This is a genomic window from Micromonospora sp. NPDC023814, from assembly GCF_040639595.1.
GTDB lineage: Bacteria > Actinomycetota > Actinomycetes > Mycobacteriales > Micromonosporaceae > Micromonospora.
Genome location: NZ_JBFAAF010000002.1, coordinates 154,091 through 175,911, shown reverse-complemented (window position 1 = coordinate 175,911; position 21,821 = coordinate 154,091). Strand labels below are relative to the sequence as shown.

Genomic DNA, 21,821 nt, shown 5'->3' with positions numbered 1-21,821 from the left:
TGCCCGGGGGAAGTGTCCGGTTCTCCAATGTATGCGGACGATCACTTCACGTGCGGCTGGCCTGTCCGTACCGGTTGGCGGTGTCGAAGACGTCCTGGGCGTACCGGCGGACGTCGTTGTACGACAGGATCGCGTTCCACCAGTCGGCCGGGATGGTGAGGTTCCGGCTGCCCTTGCAGAGGTAGTTGCCGGCGGCGAGCGCGGCGTCGTCCAGGTCGTGCGGGTCCTTGACGCCGTCGTTGTCGGCGTCCGCCCCGATCTCCTGCCAGGTGGTGGGGATGAACTGCATCGGCCCGATCGCACGGTCGAAGGTGGTGTCCTTGTCCAGCCGGCCGCCGTCGGTGTCGGGGATGCGCATCCGGTTGCCCTGCCCGTCCAGCGGCAGGCCGATGATCTCGGGCAGCGCCTTGCCGTCCTGCCCGAGCCGGGCGTTGTTGGCCTGGCCGTGCCCGGACTCGACGAAGCCGATGGCCGCCAGCGTGGTCCAGCTCAGGCCGCAACTGCGGTTGGTCTGGGCGAGCACCAGCTCGGCGTAGCCGTACGCCTGCATGGCCACCGGCGAGATGCCGACCTTCGGCCCGACCTGCGCGGCCCAGCCGGCGAGGGCGTCCGACGGCCGGCCGGTGGTCAGCCCGCCGGCGGCCGGGCCGGTCGGCACCGTGCCCAGCGGCGGCACCGTCTGGGTGGGCAGCGGCAGCCCGCCGGGCAACGGCTCCTGCGGGCCGGCCGTCGGCGCGACGGAGGCGGCGTCGGCGACCGGGCGGGGCGCGCGGACCGTCGCGGGCACCAGCAGCGCGCCCGCCGCGGCGGTCGCCGCGACCAGGGCGAGCAGGAACACCCCGGGCAGGGTGAGCCGCCCGCTGGGGCGCCGCGACCAGTCCCGGGTCGCCCGGACCGCGGCTGCCGCCGCCTGGCGAGGCGGCGGCAGGCGTACGGCGTGCGCGAAGGGCACCCGGCGCCGCCGGGCTCGCGCGGCCGGCCCGTTGGTGAGCACGTCCACCTTCGTCGCCGCGAGGTCGCTCTTCCCCGTCGACGTCGGCACGGCCGAGCCGCCCCCGGCGCCGCTCCCGGGGTCGCCGGGCTTGGTGTCGGCGGTCGACGTGTCGCCGGGCTTGGTGTCGGCGGTCGACGTGCCGGCGGCGTCACCGGGCTTCGCGGCGGCCGGCGGCTCGGTGTCGGCGCTCGGCTTCCCGGCGGCGGCCGGTGCCGCCCCGGCCGACGGGACGTCCGGTGCGGCGGGGGCGGCCGACGGCCCGCTCGACGTCGGAGCGGGCTCGGCGGGCGCCGTCGTCGAGGTGCCGACGCCGGCGGGGGCCTCGGACCTCAGCCAGGGGCGGCGGGGACGGGGCAGGCGCGCCGACGACCCCGGTGCGACCCCGGAGCCGGCGGGCGGCCCGTCGGGCGGCACGGCCGGTCGCAGGGGCCGATGGGTCGATCTGTCCTCGCCGTCCACCACAAGTTGAGTATCACCCATGTCTCCTCGGGCGTCAGGCCCGGCCGTACCCTGGAGTCATGCCCCGGTACGAGTTCCGTTGCCGCGCCTGCGGCGACACCTTCGAGGTCAACCGTCCGATGTCGCAGGCCGGCGAGCCGGCGCCCTGCCCGTGGGGACACACGGACACCGTCAAGCTCCTCTCCACCGTCTCGGTCACCGGTCGGGGTGGCGGCGCGGTCGGCGGCGCGGCCGCTCCGGCCGGCGGTGGCGGCTGCTGCGGCGGTGGCTGCGGCTGCTGAGTGGTGGCGACGGCTGCCGACTCGTCGGCCTCCGCCCGCCCGTCGGCCGACCCGTTCGTCCGCGCCGAGGCCACCGGGCCCCTTGAGTCCGAGCCCGGCCGGCCGTTCTCACGATGCGTGACGATCCAGTATCAGGCAGCATGAGTCCGACGTCACGGGGGAACGCATGTCGCCACGGATCCACCTTCCCAGCGGGTGGGTGACCTTCGTCTTCACCGACATCGAGGGCTCGACCCGGCTGGCCCAGCTCCTCGGGCCGGACTACCGGCCGGTGCTGCGGGAGCACCGCCGCCTGCTACGCCGGACGATCGCCGCCAGCGAGGGCGCGGAGCTGCTGACCGAGGGGGACTCGTTCTTCCTCGCGTTCGGCGACGCGACCGCCGGGCTGACCGCCTGCCTCACCGCGCAGCGGGCGCTGGCCAGCCACCAATGGCCGACCGCCGAGGCCGCGCCCCGGGTCCGGATGGGGCTGCACACCGGCTGGGCCGAGCCGCGCGACGGCGAGTACGCCAGCCCCGAGGTGCACCGGGCGGCCCGGGTGGCCGCCGCCGCGCACGGCGGGCAGGTGCTCTGCTCGGCGTCGACGGCGCGGCACGCCGACCCGCTGCCGGCCGGCGCGTCCCTGCTCGACCTGGGCCTGCACCGGCTGCGCGGCTTCGACGACCGGGAACGGCTCTTCCAACTGGTCGCCCCGGGCATCGAGCGGCAGTTCCCGCGGCCGCGTACGGCCGACGCGGTCGCGCACAACCTGCCCACCCAGGTGACCTCGTTCGTGGGCCGGCAGGCCGAGCGCGCCGAGCTGCGCCGGCTGGTGGAGGCGCACCGGCTGGTCACCGTGCTCGGGGCGGGTGGGGCGGGCAAGACCCGGCTCGCCGTGGAGCTGGGCACCGACCTGGTGGAGTCGTACCCGGACGGCGTCTGGTTCGTCGACATCGCCGCGGTGACCGACCCGGGCCTGGTGGCGTTCGCGGTCGCCGCCGTGCTCGGCCTGCGTCCCGAGCCCGGCCGCCCGATGGTCGAGACCCTGGTGGAGTACGCTGCCGCGCGCCGGATGCTGGTCGTCCTGGACACCTGCGACGCCCAGCCGGCCGCCTCGGCCGAGGTGATCTCGCGGCTGCTCGCCGGCGGGGTGGGCGTGCGGGTGCTCGCCACCAGCCGGGAGTCGTTCGGCCTGCCCGGCGAGGTGGTCTGGCGGATCCCGCCGCTGTCGGTCGACCCGCCGGCGGACGGGGCGGAGAGCGACGCGGTCGCGCTGCTGCTGGACCGGACGGCGGCGGCCCGGGGCGGCCGGCAGCCGGACCCGGCCGAGTCGGCCGACCTGCGCCGGGTCGTGCAGCGGTTGGACGGGCTGCCGCTCGCCATCGAGCTGGCCGCCGCCCGGCTGCGGGTGCTCTCGGTCGGCCAGCTCGCCGAGCGCCTCGACGACGTGCTCGGCACGCTGGACGCGGGCCGCCAGAACCCGGAGCCGCCCCCGGTGGAGCGGGCGTGGACGGGCAACCAGCACGACACCGTGGACCTGGTCGCGGCGGCCGTCGGGGTGCCGCCGCCCACCCCGGCGACCCGGGCGGTGCAGCGGTCCGCCACCGAACGGCACCTCACCATGCAGGCCACGGTCACCTGGTCGTACCGGACGCTGGGGCCGCGCGCCGCCCGGTTGCTGCGCTGGCTGGCGGTCTTCGCCGGCCCGGTGGACCTGTCGACGGTGGAGTGGCTGCTCGGCACCGACCCGCTCGACCCGCTCTCCGTGCTGGTCGACAAGTCGATGGTGCTGGCCGAGCCGCACGCCTCGGGCAGCACCTACCGGATGCTCGACCCGATCCGGGCGTACGCGGCCCGGCGGCTGGCGGAGGCAGGGGAGGAGCGGGCCGCCCGGGACCGGCACGTCGCCTGGTCGGCGCACGCGCTGGAGCGGGCGCACCTCGGCCCGGACGGGCAGCCGGTCACGCTGTCGCTCTACGCCCTCGACCCCCTCGCCGGCGAGCTGCGCGCCGCGCTGCGCTGGTGCGCTACCGGCGGCAGCGCCCGGGCGGGGCTGCGGCTGGCCGGGGGCCTGGACCAGTGGTGGCGGGAGCGGGGCCTGGCCCGGGAGGGGCGGCTCTGGCTGTTCCGGCTGTACGGACGGATCGCCGAGACCGGGGAGCGGATCCCGGAGGCCGAGCTGGCGGCGGCGTACCACATGCACTCGCTGCACGCCGGCGCGGACGGCGAGTTCGCCGAGGAGCTGCGGTTCTCCCAGCGGGCGGAGGCGGCGGCCCGGCAGGCCGGCGACACGGGCCTGCTCGCCCGGGTCCTCGCCGGGCGGGCGGCCCCGCTGGTCGACATGGGACAGTTCGCGGAGGCCGAGCGGGTCTGCCGGGAGGTCATCGACTGGGCGCACGACCAGGAGGTGGTCGGCGACGCGCTGCTCGCCGTGTTCAGCCTGGCCGAGCTGCTCTGGCGGCGGGGCGCCCTGGACGAGGCCGCCGAGCTGTTGGGTGCGGCCCGCCCGGTCGAGGCGGCCCGCCCGGTCGAGCGGGGGCGGCGCTCGGTCGACATGCTGCTCGGGATGGTGGCCCTGGCCCGCGGTGACCTGGTCGCCGCGCACGAGCACCTCCAGGTGGCGCTCCGGTCCCGGATGAGCCACGGCTTCCACGGCCGGGCCTGTGACACGCTCAACGCGGTCGCGGTGCGCTGCGCGGCCGGGGGCGACGGGTCGACGGCCGCCCGCCTCTTCGGCGCGGCGGGGGCGACCCGGGCGAGCATGCGGTGCACGCCGGGCATCTACGGGGCGTACTGGGCGCAGCGGCAGGGGGAGCTGCGCCGGGCGCTGGGCGACGCGGTCTTCGACGCCGCGTACGGGGAGGGGACCGAGTTGGGGCTGGAGGAGGCGGCGGCGCTGGCGCTCGGCGTGGAGCATCCGGACCTGGCGGCGGATTCGACGAGGTTCGGCGCGGATCGGGCCCGCCTGGCTCCCCGTCGCCCCGTCACGCCCGACCGCCACACCGAGCACGCCTGACCGACGGTTCGGTCGGGCGCGGCGTCGACCGGGAGTCGCGTCCTCGCCCGGGGAGGCGGGACGGGTCCCCCGGCCGACCCGCCTCAGCGGAGGGCGGCGCGGCGCTCGGCGTCGGCCTTCATCCGGGCGGCGCGGTCGATGTCGGCCTGCTGCACGGCGGCGACGGAGCCGAAGGCGCTGACGGCCTGGTAGTACGTCCAGGCGAGGCTGTAGCAGGCCGGCCGGACGATGGTGTTGTACGTGGCACAGACCCGCTTCAGATCCTCGTAGAAGGCGCTGTCCAGGCGGGACTTGTTGGCCGAGAACTGGCCCATCGCCTTGTAGTTGCGGTAGCCGAAGTCGTGCCGGTAGCAGGAGAGGGTGAAGTTGAAGCCGAGCGGGTTGTCCGGGCTGGACGAGCAGTAGTCGGTCGACCAGTCGAAGGCGTACTCGGCCCAGGCGGCCTTGTTCAGCCGGGCGGAGTTCCAGGCGTTGTAGCTGGTGGCGCTGGTCTGGGTCCAGCTCGCCAGGACGGACAGCTTCTGCGTGGGCGTGACGGCGGCGGCGGGGGAGGCGACGCCGAGCAGGACGAGCAGCGCGAGCGCGCCCGAGGCGAGCAGGGTGGTGAGGCGTCTGGGCACGGTTACCTCCGCGGGGGTGGCGGTGGGACGAGGTTACCGGCGGGTCACCGGATGTCGATCAGTTTCGATCAATGAGGGTTCCCGGAGGTGTCGTGTCCGCCGACAATTGGTGACAGACGCCGAAACAGACGAATGCCCCGGACGCCAGGGGCGCCCGGGGCATTCGGTGGGACGTCAGCGGACGAACGCCGGCGGGCTGGCCGGGCTCTCGTTCGCCAGCCGGTCGAGCGCGGTCACGTAGTACGTGTACCGCTTGCCCGCCTCGGCGGTGGTGTCCACCCAGGACTGCGTCCCGGTGCCGTCGGCGCGGACCGTGTCGACCAGGTGCGCCGCGTCGGCGAAGTCGCACCGGTCGGCCAGGTCGACCCCGTCGAAGCGGTAGATCGCGTACGACGTGGCGGTGCCGAGCGGGCCCTCGCCGTCGGCCGGCTGGAGCCAGTTCAGCCGGACCCCGTCGTCCTGCCGCGCGGCCTTCGTGACCACCGGCATGAGCAGCGGCTTCGACGGCAGGTGCGACATGGTCGGGATCAGCGCCGGCCGCGAGTAGTGCTCGGCGGCGTAGATGTCGGTCGCGCCGAGCCGGTTGGCCCGGACCTGCACGGCCGAGAAGTGGACGTTGCCCAGCACCTCGGGGTGCGCCCGGTTGAGCGTCAGGTGGTCGGACAGCTCGCGCGGGTTCATCCAGAAGGAGCCGTAGACCGTGTCACCGCTCTTGTAGTCGGCCTGCCCGATGTAGAGCTGCACCCGGGTGCCCTTGACCACGTCCGCCCACCACGGCACCAGCCGGGCGTAGTCGGCGGCCGGGTACTGGCCGATGTACCAGTAGAGCTGCGGCACGATGTAGTCGATCCACTCCTCCTTGACCCACTTGCGGGTGTCGGCGGAGATGATGTCGTACGACTGGCTGCCGGTGGTGTCCGAGCCCAGCGGGTCGGCCGACTGGTTGCGCCAGATGCCGAACGGGCTGACGCCGAACTTCACCCAGGACTTCTCGGCCTTGATCTTGGCGTTCATCTCCTGGATCAGCAGGTTGATGTTGTCCCGCCGCCAGTCGGCCTTGTTGGTGAAGCCCCGGTTGTGCGCCGCGAAGGTCGCGTCGTCGGGCACCTGGTGGGTGCCGCTCGGGTAGGGGTAGAAGTAGTCGTCGAAGTGCACGCCGTCGACGTCGTACCGCTTGACGGCGTCCATCATCGCGGTCTGGACGAACTCGCGGACCTCCGGGATGCCGGGGTTGTAGTAGAGCCGGCTGCCGGCCACCCCGGCCGGCGGGTAGGCGAAGGTCCACTCCGGGTGCTCCCGCGCCGGGTGGTTCGGCGCGAGCTTGCTGATGTCCGCGCCGGCGCCGCCCGGGGCCGGCATCGAGATGCGGTACGGGTTGAACCAGGCGTGGAACTCCAGGTTCCGTTTGTGCGCCTCCTCGACCACGAACTTCAGCGGGTCCCAGCCCGGGTTCTCGCCGCGGACCCCGGTCAGGTACTCCGACCAGGGCTCGTACGGCGACGGCCAGAACGCGTCGGCGGTCGGCCGGATCTGGACGACCACCGCGTTGTGGTTGAGCCGCTCGGCGAGGTCCAGCAGTTCGCGGTACTCGGCCTGCTGGGTGGCGATGCGGTCGGGCGAGGTCTGGGACGCCTTGGTCGGCCAGTCGATGTTGACGACCGAGGAGATCCACATGGCCCGGAACTGCCGCTTCGGCGTGGCCGGGTCGGTGACGCAGGTGGTGGTGGAGGCGGTGGTCGCCGCGTCGGGCGTAGCGCTCGCGGGGGTGGCGGCGACGAGCGCGCCGAGCAGTGCGGCGGCCAGCCCGGCGGCTCCGAGCCGAGTTGCCTTCATGCGGTGTGTCCCTTCGTTGGGGCTCCCGTGTCAGGGGTCGATCGCGGCACTATCGGCAAGATTCGCCGTTGACAATCTGCCGCTGGTAGGAAATTTTCACACCTCGTGGGTCCGGCGCAAGGGTCTGCGCGGGATCGGTCCGTCCGTCGGGTTCTGCTCCGCCGTGTGGCCGGGCTCACCGCGCGCACGGTGACGACCCGCACACGGCAGGTCGTGACCCGGACGGGCCGAGAAGTGGCGGTTGAGCCGGCCGGCGGTCGGCGCGGACACCGACCCGGACGCGGCCCGGGTCCGTTGCTTCCGGCCGGGTGGGGCCCCGGGTCAGGGACGGGGCTGGGGCCTGCCCGTGGGGCCCTTGACCACCGGCCTGCCGCTGTCCCAGACGACCTCGTCGAGCCAGATCTGGCGGCCCGGGTCGACCGTGCCCTCCTGACCGGGCGGCCAGGCGTGGTAGAGCAGCCAGGTGCGGCCGTCCACCACCACCATCGAGGCGTGCCCCGGCCCGGAGGCCACCCCGTTGGTCGCCAGGATCGGATTCTCCGGGGCCTTCACGCAGGGGCCGGTCGGCGACTCGCAGACCGCGTAGCCCTCGGCGTACTCGGCGCGGTCGTAGGCGTTGGCGGCGAAGAAGAGGAACAGCTTTCCGTCGTGCCGGTGGAGGAACGGCCCCTCGACCAGGTTGCCCTCCCACGGCTCGGTCTGCTTCAGCAGCTTCGCCGGCTCGCCGACCAGGCGCAGCCCGTCGTCGGAGAGGCGCTGCGACCAGATCCAGGTGTCCACCCCGACGGCGTTGCCGTCGTTCTTCCACAGCAGCCACAGGCTGCCGTCGGCGTCCCGGAACGGGCTGGCGTCGATCGCCCCGCCCAGCTCCGCCTGGCAGATCAGCGGGGCGGCCGAGTCGTCCCGGTACGGCCCCTGCGGGGCGCTCGCCACCGCCCGGCCGACGCACTGCCGCCCGGACTCGCGCCCGGCGACCGTGTAGTAGAGCAGGAACCGGTCCGGGGCCAGCTCGATCGCCTCGGGTGCCCAGTTCTTCCCGGGCTCCGCCCACGCGGGCAGCTCCGGCAGCGCGTCCCCGGCCGGCGTCCAGTCGACCAGGTCGGGGGAGGTGAGCACCGGGACGTTGCGGCCGGCGGCGTTGGTGTGGAAGAGGTACCAGGTGTCGCCCACCCGGATCGCCTGCGGATCCGGGGCGTCGGTGCGTACGACCGGGTTGGTGAACATGCGCGCGTCGGCCTCCCTGCTCGTGGGTCTCGGATCGTCCCCGCCCCCGCAGCCGGCGGCGAGCAGCGCGGCGGCGAGCACCGCCGCCGCGCCGCGCCGCCGGGTCGTCCCGGCCGTCATCCCTTCAGGCCGCTGCGGGAGACGCCCTGGATGATGTGCCGCTGGGCGAGGACGAAGAGGACCAACACCGGCAGGCTGGCCAGCATCGCCCCGGCCATGAGCACCGGGTAGTCGGTGTTGTAGGCCCCCTGGAGCAGGCCCAGCCCCGGCGGCAGGGTGAGCATCTCCGGGCTGAACAGCACGAAGATCGGCCACAGGAAGTCGTTCCAGTTGGTCAGGAACGACAGCACGGCCAGGGTGGCCAGCGCCGGCCTGGACAGCGGCAGCACCACCTTCCAGAAGATCTGCCACTGGTTGGCGCCGTCCAGCACCGCGGCCTCCTCCAGCTCCCGGGGCAGGCTGAGGAAGAACTGCCGCAGGAAGAACACCCCGAACGCGCTCGCCGTCCCGGGGACGACCACGACGGCCAGGGTGTCGATCCAGTTCAGCTCGTCGACGATCAGGAAGTTCGGGATGATCAGCGAGGTCGGCGGGATGAACAGCGTCCCGACGATCAGCGCGAAGAGCACCTTGCGGCCGCGGAACCGCATCCGGGCCAGGGCGTACGCGGCCATCGAGGCGGTCGCCAGCACCAGCAGCGCGTGCAGCGTGGCGGCCAGCATGCTGTTCGCGAACCAGCGCAGCACGGGGTTCGCGGAGTTGTCGAGGACCTGCTCGTAGCCGTACCCGGAGATCGGGTCCGGCAGCCAGGTCGGCGGGATCTGCTGGGCCCCGGTGTAGGTCTTCAGCGAGGTGATGACCATCCACACCAGCGGCGTCAGGAAGACCAGGGCGAGCGCCACCAGGGTGGCGTAGAGCGCCGCCCGGCGCAGCCCGGTGGCCGGTGCGCGGCCGGCCGTCGGGGTGCTGCCGCGGGTCGGCGCGGGGGCGCGCCCGGTGCGCGTGGGCGTCGTCATGGCGGTCCCCTCAGTCTTCCCGGTAGCGGAAGAGGCGGAAGTTGGCGATGCTCACCACCGCCAGCATCAGGGCGAACACGATGCTCATCGCGGCGGCGCGGCCGGCGTCGTTGTCCCGCAGCCCCTCGTCGACGATGAACCAGACCACCGTGCGGGTCTCCGTGCCCGGCGCGCCCTGGGTGATCAGGAACGACTGGCCGAACACGTTCGCCGAGGCGAGGACGGTCGTGGTGATCACGAACAGCAGCACTGGGCGCAGCCCGGGGAGCGTGACGTGCCGGAACCGTTCCCAGGCGCTCGCGCCGTCCACCTTCGCCGCCTCGTACAGCTCCTGCGGGATGTCCTGGAGCCCGGCCAGGTAGATCACGGCGTTGAAGCCGGAGGTCCACCAGACGGTCACCCCGACCAGCGACACCCAGGCCCACGGCACGTCGGTCACCCACGGGGTGTCGGCCGGCAGCCCGACCATCCCGGCGAGCCGGTTGACCAGGCCGAGGTTGGCGTCGAGCAGGAACCGCCAGAGCAGGCCGATCACCGCCACGCCCAGCACGTACGGCGCGAAGTAGACCGCCCGGAAGAAGGTCCGGCCGGGGAACGAGCGGTTCAGCAGCAGCGCCAGCCCGAGCGGGACGACCACCAGCAGCGGCACCGACAGGACGGTGAAGACCGCCGTCGCCCGTACGCTCTGCCACCAGTCGCCGTAGACGGCCGAGTCGGCGGAGAACAGCTTCCCGTAGTTGTCCAGCCCGACGAAGGGCCGGTTGGGGAGCTGGAAGTCCCACTGGTGCACGCTGAGCCAGAGGCCGAGCACGATCGGCAGCAGGCCGAAGACCCCGAACAGGACCAGGTACGGGGCGAGGAAGAGGTACGGCGTCAGCCGCCCCGTCCGGCCCGCCGCGGCGCCCCGGCGGGCGGTGCCGGCCGCCGGGGGCGGCGCGCCGTCGCGCGCCGCCCCGACCTCGATCACGTCCGCCACGGGAGATCAGCTCCCGTACTTCTTGCGATTGTCCTCGAGCTGCTTGTTGGCCTTGGCCGCGCCGTCGTCCAGCGCCTGCTTGGGCGACTTCTTGCCCAGCGCCGCCTCGTTGAACGAGTCGTAGAAGGTCGTCATGACCTCGCCGAGGCCCGGGGCCGCCGGCGGGAAGGCCGCGTACTCCAGTTCGGGGGCGAGCGCGTTCACCTCGGCCAGCGCCTTGAACTCGGCGCTGTCCCGGACCGTCTTGCGGGCCGGCACCTGGCCGCCCTTGGCCCAGTCCAGGGAGTGCTGGCTGAGCCAGTTGATGAAGACCTTCGCCGCCGAGACCTTGTTGGCGTCGTTGGCCCGCTGCTTGACGATGGTGAAGTTGTGCGAGTTGGCCCAGGCCGCCGGCGTGCTGCCGATCTGCGGCAGGGGCGCGACGCCCCACTGGATCTCCGGGCTCTTCTTCAGGTCGTTGACCTGCCAGATGCCGTTCCAGTTGAAGGCGTTCTTCCCGCTCTTGAACGCCAGGTAGTCGGCGTCCTGGCCGACGTTCGCGGGGGAGTGGCCCTGCTTGATCAGGTCGACCAGCCAGGTGCACGCCTCGACGGCCTGGTCGGAGTTGAAGGTGGCCTTGGTGGCCTCGGCGTCGAACACGCTGCCGCCCCACTGGTGCAGCAGGGAGTAGAAGGTCATGCCGCCGGTGAACTGGAACGGGCTGACCCAGAAGCCCTGCACGCCGGACTTCTTCAGCTCGGTCAGCGCGGCGGTGTACTCGTCCTTCGTCGTCGGCGGCTTGCTCGGGTCCAGGCCCGCCTTCTGCATGACGGCCTTGTTGTAGTAGAAGCCGAGCGGGTGCATGTCCAGCGGGATGCCGTACCGCTTGTCGTTGTAGAGCCCGCCCTTCCAGACGGTGGGGGCGAAGTCGCCCTCGCTCAGCTCCAGCGCCTTGGCCACGTCGTCCAGCTCGGTGATCACGCCGCGGGCGGCGAAGGTGGCGAGCTGGTCCATGTGCATGACCGCGATGTCCGGCCCGCTGCCGCTGGAGGCGGCGCCGGGAAGCTTGGCGTAGTAGTCCACCCACTCGTACGTCACGGTCGTGACGGCGACGTTCTGGTGCTCGGTGTTGAACTGGTTCACCAGCGCCTTGAAGATGTCGCCGTCGCCGCCGGTGAATCCGTTCCACAGCTTCAGGTCCACCTTGGGGCCGGTGTAGTCCTTGCCGCCGTTGCCGGCCGCCGGGCCCGAGCTGTCGTCGTCGCCGCCGCAACCGGCCAGAGTCAGCGAGGCGGCGGCGCCGAGCCCGAGGCCGAGGCCGAGCAGGCGCCGCCGGCTCATCTCGTTCTGCATCATGCGGGTTTCACTCCTTGGGGGACGGGGATGAATTGTGCCTGCCCAGGGCCGGTCCGGCGTCAGCCGGCGGCGGGGGAGAAGCGCAGCACGTTCCAGGAGACGGCCGGCAGCCGCACGGCGCACCGGCCGCCGTCGGTGGTGGGGGTGGGCAACTGCCGGGGCGTCACCCGGTCGGGCTCGGCCTCGGTGTTCGTCGCCGTCGGGTCGTCCCCGGCGGCGAGGCTCAAATGGGATGAGACGGAGAGTCCTGGCAGGCCGCGCAGGTCGAGTTCCAGCGCCAGGTCGGCCGAGTCCCGGTTGACGGCGAAGACGGTCAGCCCGCCCGTCTCCTCGTCGTGCACGGCGACGGAGTCGAGCACGGGGACCTCGCCGTACCGCTTCGTCTCGTAGCCCGGGCCGACCGGCTCGGTGCGCAGCACCGTGCCCCGGGCGTGCCGGGCGGTCAGCGCGAACGGGTGGAAGATGCTCTGCCGCCACGCCGGCCCGCCGGTGCGGGTGCGGATCGGGGCGATGACGTTGGCGAGCTGGGCCTGGCAGGCCACCCCGACCCGGTCGGCGTGCCGGAGCAGGGTGATCAGCAGGTCGCCGACCACCACCGCGTCGACGGCGGTGAAGTCGTCCTCGATCAGCGCCGGGGCCTCCACCCAGCCGCGCCGGTCCAGGTCGGCCTGGAGGCGGGACTGGTACCACACGTTCCACTCGTCGAAGGAGATCTTGAGCTTGCGCCGGTCCCGCCGCTTCGCCGCCACGTGGTCGGCGGTGGCGACCACGTCGCGGATGAAGTTGTCCATGTCGACGGCGGAGGCGAGGATGCTGGCGCGGTCGCCGTCGGACGGGTCGTAGTAGGTGTGCGCGGAGATGTAGTCGACGTGCTCGTAGGTGTGCTCCAGGACGGTCGCCTCCCACGAGGCGAAGGTGGGCATCGTCCGGTTGGAGCTGCCGCAGGCGACCAGGCTGATCGAGGGGTCGACCATCTTCATGGCCCGGGCGGTCTCGGCGGCCAGCCGGCCGTACTCGTCGGCGGTCTTGTGGCCGACCTGCCACGGGCCGTCCAGCTCGTTGCCCAGGCACCAGAGCCGCACCCCGTACGGCTTCTCGGCGCCGTGCTTGCGGCGCAGGTCCGACAGCTGCGTCCCGCCCGGGTGGTTGGCGTACTCCAGCAGGTCGCACGCCTCCTGCACGCCCCGGGTGCCGAGGTTGACCGCCATCATCGGCTCGACCCCCGCCTCGGCGGCCCAGCTCATGAACTCGTCGAGCCCGAAGGCGTTCGTCTCGATCGTCTTCCAGGCCAGGTCGAGCCGGCGGGGACGGTCGCCGACCGGGCCGACGCCGTCCTCCCAGCGGTAGCCGGAGACGAAGTTGCCGCCGGGATAGCGGACCACCGACACGCCCAGCTCCCGGGTCAGCTCCAGCACGTCGCCGCGCAGCCCCCGCGCGTCCGCCGCCGGGTGCCCCGGCTCGTAGATCCCGCCGTAGACGCAGCGGCCCATGTGCTCGACGAACGAGCCGAAGAGTCGCCGGTCGGCCGGCCCGATCGCGAAGGCCGGGTCGATCGTGAGCTGCGCGGTCCGCAAGGGGGTGCCACCTTTCCTCGTCGCGGTCCAGGGTGACCGCGGTCACCCGGTGTCCCTGGTTTCTACAACGTTGTAAGCAACGTTGTAAAGAGCCGGTCGCGAGGTAAAGTGCGCAGTCATGGCGGGAGGTGGCGCGGTGCGACACAGGCTCAAGGACGTGGCGGAGCGGGCCGGCGTGTCGGTCAAGACCGTCTCCAACGTGGTCAACGGCTACGTGCACGTCCGGCCCGACACCCGGGCCCGGGTCGAGGAGGCCATCGCCGAGCTGAACTACCGCCCCAACCTCTCCGCGCGCAACCTGCGCAAGGGGCGTACCGGGGTGATCGCGCTGGCCGTGCCCGAGCTGGACATCCCCTACTTCGCCGAGCTGGCCCGGCACGTCGTCACGGCCGCGGCCGAGCTGGGCTGGACGGTGCTCATCGACCAGACCGGCGGCGGCCGCGAGCAGGAGCGGGTGGTCGCCTCCGGCATCACCGAGCACCTGATCGACGGGCTGATCTTCAGCCCGCTGGCGCTCACCGCCGAGGACCTGACCGGGCTCGACGGCACCCCGATGGTGCTGCTCGGCGAGCGGGTCGACCACGGGCCCGCCGACCACGTCGGCATCGACAACGTGGGCGCCGCCCGGGAGCTCACCGCCCACCTGGTCGGGCTCGGCCGCCGCCGGATCGCCGCCATCGGCTCGCAGCGCACCCCGGAGGGGGCGAGCGCCCGGCTCCGGCTCGCCGGCTACACCGCCGCGCTCGCCGACGCCGGCATCGACTACGACGAGGGGCTGGTGGCGCCCGCGTCGGCCTGGCACCGCGCGGACGGCGCCGCCGCGATGCGTGCGCTGCTGGCCTCCGGCGTACGCCCCGACGCCGTCTTCTGCTTCAACGACACCCTCGCGCTGGGTGCCCTGCGCGCCCTGCACGAGGCGGGACTGCGCGTCCCCGAGGACGTCGCGGTGGCCGGCTTCGACGACATCGAGGACGGCCGGTTCTCCGTGCCCACCCTGAGCACCATCGCCCCCGACAAGGAGCGCATCGCCCGGCTGGCCGTGGAGCTGCTCGCGGGCCGCATCGACGGCGACCGCACCGCGCCGCCCCGGGAACTCTCCGCCCCCTGGCGCCTCACCCCCCGCGAAAGCACCCTCGGCCGCTGACCCCGGCTGCCCGTCCGGCCGGGTCAGTCGAAGAAGCGGGCCAGGTGGGCGGGGGTGGGGCCGGCCGCGTCCGGGGTCAGCGGGGTGAGGTCGGCGAAGATCGAGGCACCGTCGCAGCCGACGTGCAGCGGATACCAGCGCGGGGTGCTCGGCGGGCGCTGCAGGCAGATCCCCTTGACCGTCTGCACGTCGAGCAGCCGGACGTGGGTCGGGTCGGCGACGGCGTTCACGTGCCGCCACCACGGGCTCATCACGTGCAGCACGCCGCCCGGCCGGAGCACCCGGTGGCACTCGTCGACCAGTGGCAGGAAGTCGACCAGGTGCTCCAGGATGTGCACCGCGAACAGCACGTCCACCGAGTCGTCGGCCAGCGGCAGCGAGGCGGAGAGATCGGCCACCGCGTTCACCCCCGGGGCGGGGTAGATGTCCAGCCCCAGGTTGCCCGGCCACTGCTTGGTGGCGCCGCAGCCCAGGTCGACCACGACCGGGTCGCGCCCACCGACGCGTACCCGGCACCAGACGCCGAACACCCCGTCGAGCCGGCCCACCCGGTCCCGGACCAGGCGCAGGTCGGACTGCTCCGCGACCTCGCCGTCGAGGTGGGCCACCCCCCGGTCGAAGCGCACCTCCACCGCGAGGTCGCGCAGCCGATCGTCGTGCCGGGCCTGGTCGGCCCACGCCTCGGCGAGGAATACGTCGATCGCCCGCAGCCGCTCGGCCGAGGGCGGGGTCTGTCCCAGCGCGACCATCCGGGTCCACCTCCCGCGGGCCGATACCCGGATCTCCGCCCGATATGCCCCGCGACCTGCCGTGCCGCGAGCCGGGCGGTCAGCCGGTGATCGTCCGCCGGGGGCGACCGCCGCCGCGCATCCGCTGCCGGGGCGGCGGAGCGGCCGGCTTGGGCCGCTTGAGGTGGTAGCGGTGCAGCTCGTTGTTGCCGGGCAGGGACGGGTCCTCGCTCATGGCCACCAGCTCCCAGCCCTGGTCGCCGGCCCGGTTCAGGTGGGCCAGCGCGGTGTCGCCGTAGGGCGTCACGTCGACCATGGAGCCGTCCGGGCCGTACCAGACGAAGACGACCTCCCAGCCGATGTCGTTGGTGGCCGCCTGGCGACGGCGGACCAGCAGCGCGTACTCCCACTTGAGCATGGGGTCATTGTCACCCGCCGCGAGCGGGTCGGCACGGATCAATCCTCGGCGATCCGTCCGGCGGCCACCCGCAACCGCCGGTTGGTCTGCACCGCGTCGAGCATCCGCCGGTCGTGGGTGACCAGCAGCAGCGTGCCCGGGTAGTTGGCCAGGGCGGACTCCAGCTGCTCGATGGCCGGCAGGTCCAGGTGGTTCGTCGGCTCGTCCAGCACCAGCAGGTTCACTCCGCGCCCCTGGAGCAGCGCCAGCGCCGCCCGGGTCCGCTCGCCCGGGGACAGGGTCGCCGCCGGGCGCAGCACGTGCGCCGCGCGTAGGCCGAACTTGGCCAGCAGCGTCCGCGCGTCCGCCGGCGACAGGTCCGGCACGGCGGCGCGGAACGCGTCGATCAGCGGCGCGTCGCCGAGGAAGAGCCCCCGGGCCTGGTCCACCTCGCCGACCACCACGCCCGGGCCGAGCACGGCGTGCCCCTCGTCGAGGGGGAGCCGGCCCAGCAGGGCGGCGAGCAGCGTGGACTTGCCGGAGCCGTTCGCCCCGGTCACCGCCACCCGGTCCGCCCAGTCGACCTGGAGGGTCACCGGGCCGAGGGTGAAGCCGCCCCGGCGTACGACGGCGTCGCGCAGCGAGGCCACGACGGCGCCGGCGCGGGGCGCCGCAGCGATCTCCATCCGCAGCTCCCACTCCTTGCGGGGCTCCTCGACCACCTCCAGCCGCTCGATCAGCCGCTCGGTCTGCTTGGCCTTGGCCGCCTGCTTCTCGGTCGCCTCGGAGCGGAACTTGCGGCCGATCTTGTCGTTGTCGGTGGCCTTGCGGCGGGCGTTCTTCACGCCCTTCTCCATCCAGGCCCGTTGCGTGCGGGCGCGCGCCTCCAGCCCGGCCCGGGTGTCGGCGTACTCCTCGTACTCCTCGCGGGCGTGCCGGCGGGCCACCTCGCGCTCCTCCAGGTACGCGGCGTAGCCGCCGCCGTAGTGCCGGATCTGCTGCTGGTGCAGGTCCAGCTCCAGCACCCGGGTCACCGTGCGGGTGAGGAACTCGCGGTCGTGGCTGACCAGCACCGTGCCGGCCCGCAGCCCGGTGACGAACTCCTCCAGCCGCTCCAGGCCGGCCAGGTCCAGGTCGTTGGTCGGCTCGTCGAGCAGGAAGACGTCGTAGCGGCTGAGCAGCAGCGAGGCCAGCCCGGCGCGGGCGGCCTGACCGCCGGAGAGCCCGGTCATCGGGTGGTCCAGGTCGACCGTGAGGCCAAGTTCGGCGGCGACCTGTTCGGCGCGCTCCTCCAGGTCCGCCCCGCCCAGGCCGAGCCAGCGCTCCAGCGCCTCTGCGTAGTCGTCGTCCGCGCCGGGCGCGCCGTCGGTGAGCGCCGTAGTCGCCGCGTCCAGCGCGGCCTGCGCGGCGGTGACCCCGGTGCGCCGGGCGAGGAAGTCCCGGACGGTCTCGCTGGCGCGCCGCTCCGGCTCCTGCGGCAGGTGCCCGACGCTCGCCGTGGGCGGGCTGAGCGCGATGCTCCCGGCCTCCACCGGCAGCAACCCGGCGAGGGTACGCAGCAGCGTCGACTTGCCCGCCCCGTTCGGCCCGACCAGCCCCACCACGTCCCCGGGGGCGACCACCAGGTCCAGCCCCGAGAACAGCGCCCGGTCCCCGTGCCCCGCGGCCAGCCCCTTGACGATCATCGTCGCGCTCATCAACCGCGACCCTATCCCGCCCCCCACCCCTCCCCACCCGCTCGCCCTCCCCACCCCCACCGCCTCCGCGATCTTGCACTTCGTGCCCGGACGAGTGGGGCGAAAGCCGCGAACGTGGGGCCGAAAGTGCAAGATCGCGAACCAGGCGCGGGAGGTGCACGGCACACTGCTCGGGTGGTGACCACTCTGGCGATCGACTGTGGCGGCGGCGGGATCAAGGGGTCCGTGCTGGACGAGGCGGGCACGATGCGCGCCCGGCCGCTGCGGGTGCCCACGCCGTACCCGCTGCCGCCGGCCCTGTTCGTCAAGACGCTGCTCGACCTGGGCGGCCGGCTGCCCGCGGCGGACCGGCTGACCGTCGGCATGCCGGGGATGATCCGGCACGGCGTGGTGGTCGCCACCCCGCACTACGTGACCCGCTCGGGGCCCCGGTCGAAGGCCGACCCGGGCCTGGTCGCGGAGTGGTCCGGGTACGACGCGCGGACCGCGCTCGCCGAGGCGTTCGGCGTGCCGGCGCTGGTGCTCAACGACGCCGAGGTGCACGGCGCCGGGGCGGTCGCCGGGACCGGCTGCGAACTGGTGCTGACCCTCGGCACCGGGCTGGGCAGCGCGCTCTTCGACGGCGGGGTGCTCGCCCCGCACCTGGAGCTGTCCCACGCCCCGGTGCGCTGGGGCACCACCTACGACACGTACGTGGGGGAGCCGGAGCGACGCCGGCTCGGGGACGCGTTCTGGTCCCGCCGGATCCGGCAGGTCGTGGACGGGCTGCGCCCGGTGTTCCGCTGGGACCGGCTCTACCTGGGCGGCGGCAACTCGCGGCTGATCCGGCCCGAGCAGCTCGCCCGGATGGGCGACGACGTGGTGGTGGTGCCCAACACGGCGGGCATCGTCGGCGGCGTACGCGCCTGGGATCTGGTCGCCGGCCGGCACGGCGCCCCCACCTGATCCCGCCCGCGTTCCGCCCGGGGAACAGTCGCGGTACGCCGGGTGTTGTGCCAGCGTCGGGAGAAGTGGCGGCGTGACACGAGGGGGTGGGTCGAATGGATCTTCTGGCCGAGTACCGGCGGGCGACCATGTTCTTCGAGGCCGGTGACCCGACCGGAGCGGCCCGGCTGCTCGAACCGATCGTGGCGGCCGAGCCCGACAACTCGTCGGTGCGGCAACTGCTGGCCCGGGCGTACTTCCAGTCGGCCCAGCTCAACCGGGCCGAGGAGCAGCTCCGCGAGCTGGTCGACCGCGACCCCAGCGACCACTACGCCCACCACGTGCTGGGCCGGACGCTGGAGCGGCTGAACCGGCCCGCCGACGCGCTGCGGCACCTGCGCATCGCGGCGGCGATGCACAGCGGCAACGACGACTACCGCACCGCCCTGGACCGGGTGCAGACCCGGGTCACGGGCGGTCGCTGACGGCGGACCACTCGACGCCCGGGGAAGTGGGCGCACGGACGGGGCAGCTCGACAGGACTGCCCCGTCCGTACGGTCGTCACCGGATGCAGCGCGACGCTGGGCGCCGCCAGGTAGTCAGCACAGCGCAACGCCGGGCCTCGCCGGGTAGCTCGCGCGACGAGTGGAACGCCGTGGCTGTCAAACGGGCCTGATGACGACCGTGGTGTTCCACCCGGGCGGGGGTGGGGCGGAGCGCGCCGGGCGGCCTACCATCGGCGGCATGGGACGTGACCTGCCGGTGGCTGCGCGATGAAGCTGAAGCTGGACCTGCACGACATCTTCAACAAGGGTCACGACATCGACCGGGCCCTGCGCGGGATCATGGACGAGGCGGTGGCGAAGAAGGCGACCCTGGTCGAGATCATTCCCGGCAAGGGCTCTGGCCAGCTCAAGAAGCGCGTGCTGCGCTTCCTCGACCAGAAGGACGTCAAGCAGCTCTACCACCGCGTCGAGAAGGACTCGAAGAACTTCGGTCGCCTCTTCGTGCACTTCCGCTGGAAGTAGTGCCGGGACGGTCCTGCGGCTAGAGGGAATAGGTCCGGGCGACGGCCAGCATCTCGGAGCTGTGCGAGCCGACCACCCCCACTTCTGGCGGGCGGGGCCGGAAGCCGGGCAGCGCGTCCAGACCGTCGCTGGCGTCCATCGCGCGCAGCGCCACCTGCCCCGCCTTCGGCGTGACGGTCAGGATCACCTTGACGCCCTCCGGCGGCGGGGCGTGGAAGACCACGCCGAAGCCCCAGCGGCCCTCCCGGGCCTCCGCCGGCACCGACCGGCCGGCCACCTCCGCGCGCAGCACCGTCGCGGTCGCCGAGTCGACGTGCAGGGTGGCCAGGCGGACCTGGCGCTGCGGGACGAGCCGCAGGCGCAGGGTGCGCTCGGTGCCGGCGGTGGTGTCCGAGAGCACCTCCAGCTTCGGCGCGGGCAGGTTCGCCGCCTGCGCCGGACCGGCGCGCAGCTCGGCGTCGCCCAGGCCGGGGAAGTCGGCGACCTCGACGACCCCGTCGACGTAGCCGTCGGTCCACGGCTGCGGGTCCTCCTCGTGGGAGAGCCAGCGGGCCTGCCCGGTGCCGGCGTCGAGGGCGTACATCAGGTGGGTGGGCGCGGGGTGCGCGGCGTCGAAGCGGTCGACGGCGAGCCCGACCCCGGCGAACACCACCGTCGCCAGCGCGGCGGCTGCGGCCGGCAGCGCGCCGAGCCGGCGGGCGCGCAGGGCGACCATGCCCCGCTGGCCGCCGGCCTGCGGGTGCAGGAGGTCGACCACCGGCAGCGCGGCCAGGCCGAGCAGCACCGCGACCAGCGCCGCGACGCCGCCCATCGCCATGCCGAGCGCCGGGAACAGCAGTACGACGGTGGGCAGCAGGACCACCACGGCCACGGCGGCGGCCAGGGTCGCCGCGACCACCGGCCACGGGCCGTCGATCCGCGCGCTCACCGCGACCAGCCCGGCCAGCGCGCCGGCCAGGGCCGGCAGGGTGACCAGGTACGCCCCACCGGGCACCAGCACGGCGAGCAGCAACCCGAGCAGGGCCAGCCAGCCCAGCGCGCCGATCGCGAGCGCGGCCGGGCCGACCCGGCGGCGGGTCAGCGCGTACCAGGCGAACAGGACGGCGACGGCGAGCGCCACCACGGCCAACCGGTACCAGGTCGGCCGGTACGGGTCGAGCAGTTCGGCGTAGCCGGGGCGCACCGCGGTGACCGCCGCCCAGAGCAGTTGGGCGGCGAGCGGGGCGATCACGATCGGTGCCAGCGCCAGCCCGAACCCGGCGGCGAGCCGGCCCCCGGTGACGCGGCCGCGACGCCGGGCCAGCCAGCCGAGGGCCACCACGGCGGCGAGCGCGAGCAGCGCCAGCGGCAGGGTCAGCCAGCCGGGGTAGCGGACCAGCCCGCCGGGCACCGGGAAGTAGGTGGCGTCGTGCCCGGACTTCAGCGCCGTCAGGTCGACCCGGCCGAACTCGCGGGCGAGGCCGAGGGCGTTGTCGCCGTGGTGCTGGAGGCTGGCCCGGTCCATGGCCACCGGGGTGTCCAGCGGGGTGTGGTAGATCGCCCCGCCGTCGATGTACGCCGAGTTCAGCCCGACGAAGTCGGCGTCGAGGAACGCGGTGAAGTCGGTGTCGTTGGGCAGCGCCCGGTAGATCTCCACCGCGAACGAGGTGCCGACCGGGTGCGGCGCGCCCCGGCCGAAGGCGTCCACCAGCGCCGCGTTGTTCTGCGAGGTCTCGAACATGATCACCGGGCCGGTGGAGCCGCGCGCCTCCAGGTTGAGCACCACCCCGCCGTCGGCCGCCAGGGGGTGGCCCGACGCGAACGCCGACGCCCCGCACAGGCACGCCTCCTCGGCGTCGGTGAGCACGAAGACGATGTCGTTGCGCGGCCGGGGGCCGGCGGCCAGCGCGCGGGCCACCTCCAGGATCGCCGAGGTGCCGGCGGCGTCGTCGTTGCCGCCGGGCCCGGACTGGACCGAGTCGTAGTGCGCGACGAGGAACACCCGGCCGGTCGGATCGGTGCCGGGGAGCCGGGCCACCACGTTACGGACCCGGGCCAGGGTGGCGCCGCCGGCCGCCCCGCTGAGCTGGCCGGCCTCGGGCGCGACGGTGTCCTGCACCTCCGTCTCCAGGCCGAGGCCGCGCAGCACCCCCTCGACGTGGGCGCGGACCTGGTCGTTGGCCGGGCTGCCGGCCACGTGCGTCCGCGCCGCGACGACCTTGACGTGCTCGTACGCCCGGCCCGCGCTGAACTCGCCGGGCGGCGCGTCGGCCGGTCGCGGCGCCGGGGTGCGCAGGTCGAGCAGCGTGCCGGCGCCGACGGCGACGAGCGCGACGAGCGCCGCCGCGGCGGCGGCCAACCGGCGGCGTGGCCGGGCGAGCGCGCGGTCGGCGGCGCGGGTGGTGGGTGCGCCCACGGGGACTCCTCGGGGGTGGGGCCAGGGGTGGCACCAATCCTGCACCGGGGCGGCGTCCGCGGGACTCCCCCGGATGGGCGGGGCAGCGCCCGGGCCGCGCGGCGGCCGTGATCCGGCCCATGCCCGCGCCTGCGGCGCCCGTCGTGTTGTGTGCGAACGTTGTCTAATACAGGATCAGCAGGGCACTCGGAAGGAGCCCG

The 21,821-nt window shown here is 73.9% G+C and carries 17 protein-coding genes and 1 pseudogene; 6 read left to right on the top strand and 12 right to left on the bottom strand.

What is annotated here, in order from left to right:
- Nucleotides 1-46: 46 nt before the first annotated feature.
- The gene (locus AB0G14_RS01940) at nt 47-1,456 is read right to left on the bottom strand and encodes a lytic murein transglycosylase (protein WP_357692800.1); all 1,410 of its coding nucleotides are present in this window, start codon (nt 1,454-1,456) and stop codon (nt 47-49) included.
- 56 nt (nt 1,457-1,512) lie between these two features.
- On the opposite strand from AB0G14_RS01940, the gene AB0G14_RS01935 reads away from it, so the two are divergent.
- Both AB0G14_RS01935 and AB0G14_RS01930 read left to right on the top strand, forming a co-directional pair.
- The gene (locus tag AB0G14_RS01935) at nt 1,513-1,734 is read left to right on the top strand and encodes a zinc ribbon domain-containing protein (RefSeq protein ID WP_357692727.1); all 222 of its coding nucleotides are present in this window, start codon (nt 1,513-1,515) and stop codon (nt 1,732-1,734) included.
- Between the two features lie 166 nt (nt 1,735-1,900).
- Nucleotides 1,901-4,729: an adenylate/guanylate cyclase domain-containing protein gene (locus AB0G14_RS01930; RefSeq protein ID WP_357692725.1), complete on the top strand. Its 2,829-nt coding sequence runs from the start codon at nt 1,901-1,903 to the stop codon at nt 4,727-4,729.
- A gap of 83 nt (nt 4,730-4,812) precedes the next feature.
- Here AB0G14_RS01930 and AB0G14_RS01925 read toward each other — a convergent pair whose 3' ends face one another.
- From AB0G14_RS01925 to AB0G14_RS01895, 7 genes are all read right to left on the bottom strand, one after another.
- Nucleotides 4,813-5,349 (bottom strand): phospholipase, encoded by a 537-nt coding sequence (locus AB0G14_RS01925; RefSeq protein ID WP_357692724.1) that lies wholly within the window; start codon nt 5,347-5,349, stop codon nt 4,813-4,815.
- 174 nt (nt 5,350-5,523) lie between these two features.
- Nucleotides 5,524-7,182 carry a family 10 glycosylhydrolase gene (locus AB0G14_RS01920; RefSeq protein WP_357692722.1) on the bottom strand — a complete coding sequence of 553 codons (1,659 nt, stop codon included), beginning with the start codon at nt 7,180-7,182 and terminating at the stop codon, nt 5,524-5,526.
- Between the two features lie 321 nt (nt 7,183-7,503).
- Nucleotides 7,504-8,526 (bottom strand): glycoside hydrolase family 43 protein, encoded by a 1,023-nt coding sequence (locus AB0G14_RS01915; protein WP_357692720.1) that lies wholly within the window; start codon nt 8,524-8,526, stop codon nt 7,504-7,506.
- A complete protein-coding gene (locus AB0G14_RS01910; protein ID WP_357692718.1) occupies nt 8,523-9,422 on the bottom strand; it encodes a carbohydrate ABC transporter permease in 900 nt (299 codons plus the stop codon). Before AB0G14_RS01910 ends, AB0G14_RS01915 begins: the two co-directional genes overlap by 4 nt.
- 10 nt (nt 9,423-9,432) lie before the next feature.
- The gene (locus AB0G14_RS01905) at nt 9,433-10,398 is read right to left on the bottom strand and encodes a sugar ABC transporter permease (RefSeq protein ID WP_357692716.1); all 966 of its coding nucleotides are present in this window, start codon (nt 10,396-10,398) and stop codon (nt 9,433-9,435) included.
- Nucleotides 10,399-10,404: 6 nt separating this feature from the next.
- Nucleotides 10,405-11,733 (bottom strand): ABC transporter substrate-binding protein, encoded by a 1,329-nt coding sequence (locus AB0G14_RS01900; RefSeq protein WP_357692714.1) that lies wholly within the window; start codon nt 11,731-11,733, stop codon nt 10,405-10,407.
- A 59-nt stretch (nt 11,734-11,792) separates the two neighbouring features.
- Nucleotides 11,793-13,307 carry an alpha-N-arabinofuranosidase gene (locus AB0G14_RS01895; protein ID WP_357692712.1) on the bottom strand — a complete coding sequence of 505 codons (1,515 nt, stop codon included), beginning with the start codon at nt 13,305-13,307 and terminating at the stop codon, nt 11,793-11,795.
- Nucleotides 13,308-13,443: 136 nt separating this feature from the next.
- Here AB0G14_RS01895 and AB0G14_RS01890 point away from each other — a divergent pair, with 136 nt between their 5' ends.
- On the top strand, nt 13,444-14,451 hold the full coding sequence (locus AB0G14_RS01890; RefSeq protein ID WP_357692710.1) for a LacI family DNA-binding transcriptional regulator: 1,008 nt from the start codon (nt 13,444-13,446) through the stop codon (nt 14,449-14,451).
- Between the two features lie 23 nt (nt 14,452-14,474).
- Here AB0G14_RS01890 and AB0G14_RS01885 read toward each other — a convergent pair whose 3' ends face one another.
- The 3 genes and pseudogenes from AB0G14_RS01885 to AB0G14_RS01875 all read right to left on the bottom strand — a co-directional run bounded on the left by AB0G14_RS01885 (nt 14,475) and on the right by AB0G14_RS01875 (nt 17,273).
- Nucleotides 14,475-15,200 carry a methyltransferase domain-containing protein gene (locus tag AB0G14_RS01885; protein WP_357692708.1) on the bottom strand — a complete coding sequence of 242 codons (726 nt, stop codon included), beginning with the start codon at nt 15,198-15,200 and terminating at the stop codon, nt 14,475-14,477.
- Nucleotides 15,201-15,351: 151 nt separating this feature from the next.
- Nucleotides 15,352-15,597 (bottom strand): annotated as a pseudogene (locus AB0G14_RS01880) (hypothetical protein); the annotation flags it as partial.
- 38 nt (nt 15,598-15,635) lie between these two features.
- Nucleotides 15,636-17,273 carry an ABC-F family ATP-binding cassette domain-containing protein gene (locus tag AB0G14_RS01875; RefSeq protein WP_357692706.1) on the bottom strand — a complete coding sequence of 546 codons (1,638 nt, stop codon included), beginning with the start codon at nt 17,271-17,273 and terminating at the stop codon, nt 15,636-15,638.
- Between the two features lie 174 nt (nt 17,274-17,447).
- Here AB0G14_RS01875 and AB0G14_RS01870 point away from each other — a divergent pair, with 174 nt between their 5' ends.
- The 3 genes from AB0G14_RS01870 (at nt 17,448) to AB0G14_RS01860 (ending at nt 19,226) form a co-directional block, all read left to right on the top strand.
- A complete protein-coding gene (locus tag AB0G14_RS01870) occupies nt 17,448-18,218 on the top strand; it encodes an ROK family protein (RefSeq protein WP_357692704.1) in 771 nt (256 codons plus the stop codon).
- A 95-nt stretch (nt 18,219-18,313) separates the two neighbouring features.
- Complete coding sequence (locus tag AB0G14_RS01865) at nt 18,314-18,682, top strand: tetratricopeptide repeat protein (protein WP_357692702.1); 369 nt, start codon at nt 18,314-18,316, stop codon at nt 18,680-18,682.
- A 289-nt stretch (nt 18,683-18,971) separates the two neighbouring features.
- Entirely contained in the window at nt 18,972-19,226 is a 255-nt protein-coding gene (locus AB0G14_RS01860; RefSeq protein ID WP_013736060.1) for a Smr/MutS family protein, read from the top strand.
- Between the two features lie 19 nt (nt 19,227-19,245).
- Here AB0G14_RS01860 and AB0G14_RS01855 read toward each other — a convergent pair whose 3' ends face one another.
- Nucleotides 19,246-21,621 (bottom strand): M28 family peptidase, encoded by a 2,376-nt coding sequence (locus AB0G14_RS01855; RefSeq protein ID WP_357692700.1) that lies wholly within the window; start codon nt 21,619-21,621, stop codon nt 19,246-19,248.
- Nucleotides 21,622-21,821 lie beyond the last annotated feature (200 nt).

Excerpts from the sequence above, each read along its gene's own strand:
- AB0G14_RS01935 (WP_357692727.1), top strand. The coding sequence starts at position 1,513 with ATGCCCCGGTACGAGTTCCGTTGCCGCGCCTGCGGCGACACCTTCGAG.
- AB0G14_RS01930 (WP_357692725.1), top strand. The coding sequence starts at position 1,901 with ATGTCGCCACGGATCCACCTTCCCAGCGGGTGGGTGACCTTCGTCTTC.
- AB0G14_RS01920 (WP_357692722.1), bottom strand. The coding sequence starts at position 7,182 with ATGAAGGCAACTCGGCTCGGAGCCGCCGGGCTGGCCGCCGCACTGCTC.
- AB0G14_RS01915 (WP_357692720.1), bottom strand. The coding sequence starts at position 8,526 with ATGACGGCCGGGACGACCCGGCGGCGCGGCGCGGCGGCGGTGCTCGCC.
- AB0G14_RS01910 (WP_357692718.1), bottom strand. The coding sequence starts at position 9,422 with ATGACGACGCCCACGCGCACCGGGCGCGCCCCCGCGCCGACCCGCGGC.
- AB0G14_RS01900 (WP_357692714.1), bottom strand. The coding sequence starts at position 11,733 with ATGATGCAGAACGAGATGAGCCGGCGGCGCCTGCTCGGCCTCGGCCTC.
- AB0G14_RS01885 (WP_357692708.1), bottom strand. The coding sequence starts at position 15,200 with ATGGTCGCGCTGGGACAGACCCCGCCCTCGGCCGAGCGGCTGCGGGCG.
- AB0G14_RS01875 (WP_357692706.1), bottom strand. The coding sequence starts at position 17,273 with ATGAGCGCGACGATGATCGTCAAGGGGCTGGCCGCGGGGCACGGGGAC.
- AB0G14_RS01865 (WP_357692702.1), top strand. The coding sequence starts at position 18,314 with ATGGATCTTCTGGCCGAGTACCGGCGGGCGACCATGTTCTTCGAGGCC.
- AB0G14_RS01860 (WP_013736060.1), top strand. The coding sequence starts at position 18,972 with ATGAAGCTGAAGCTGGACCTGCACGACATCTTCAACAAGGGTCACGAC.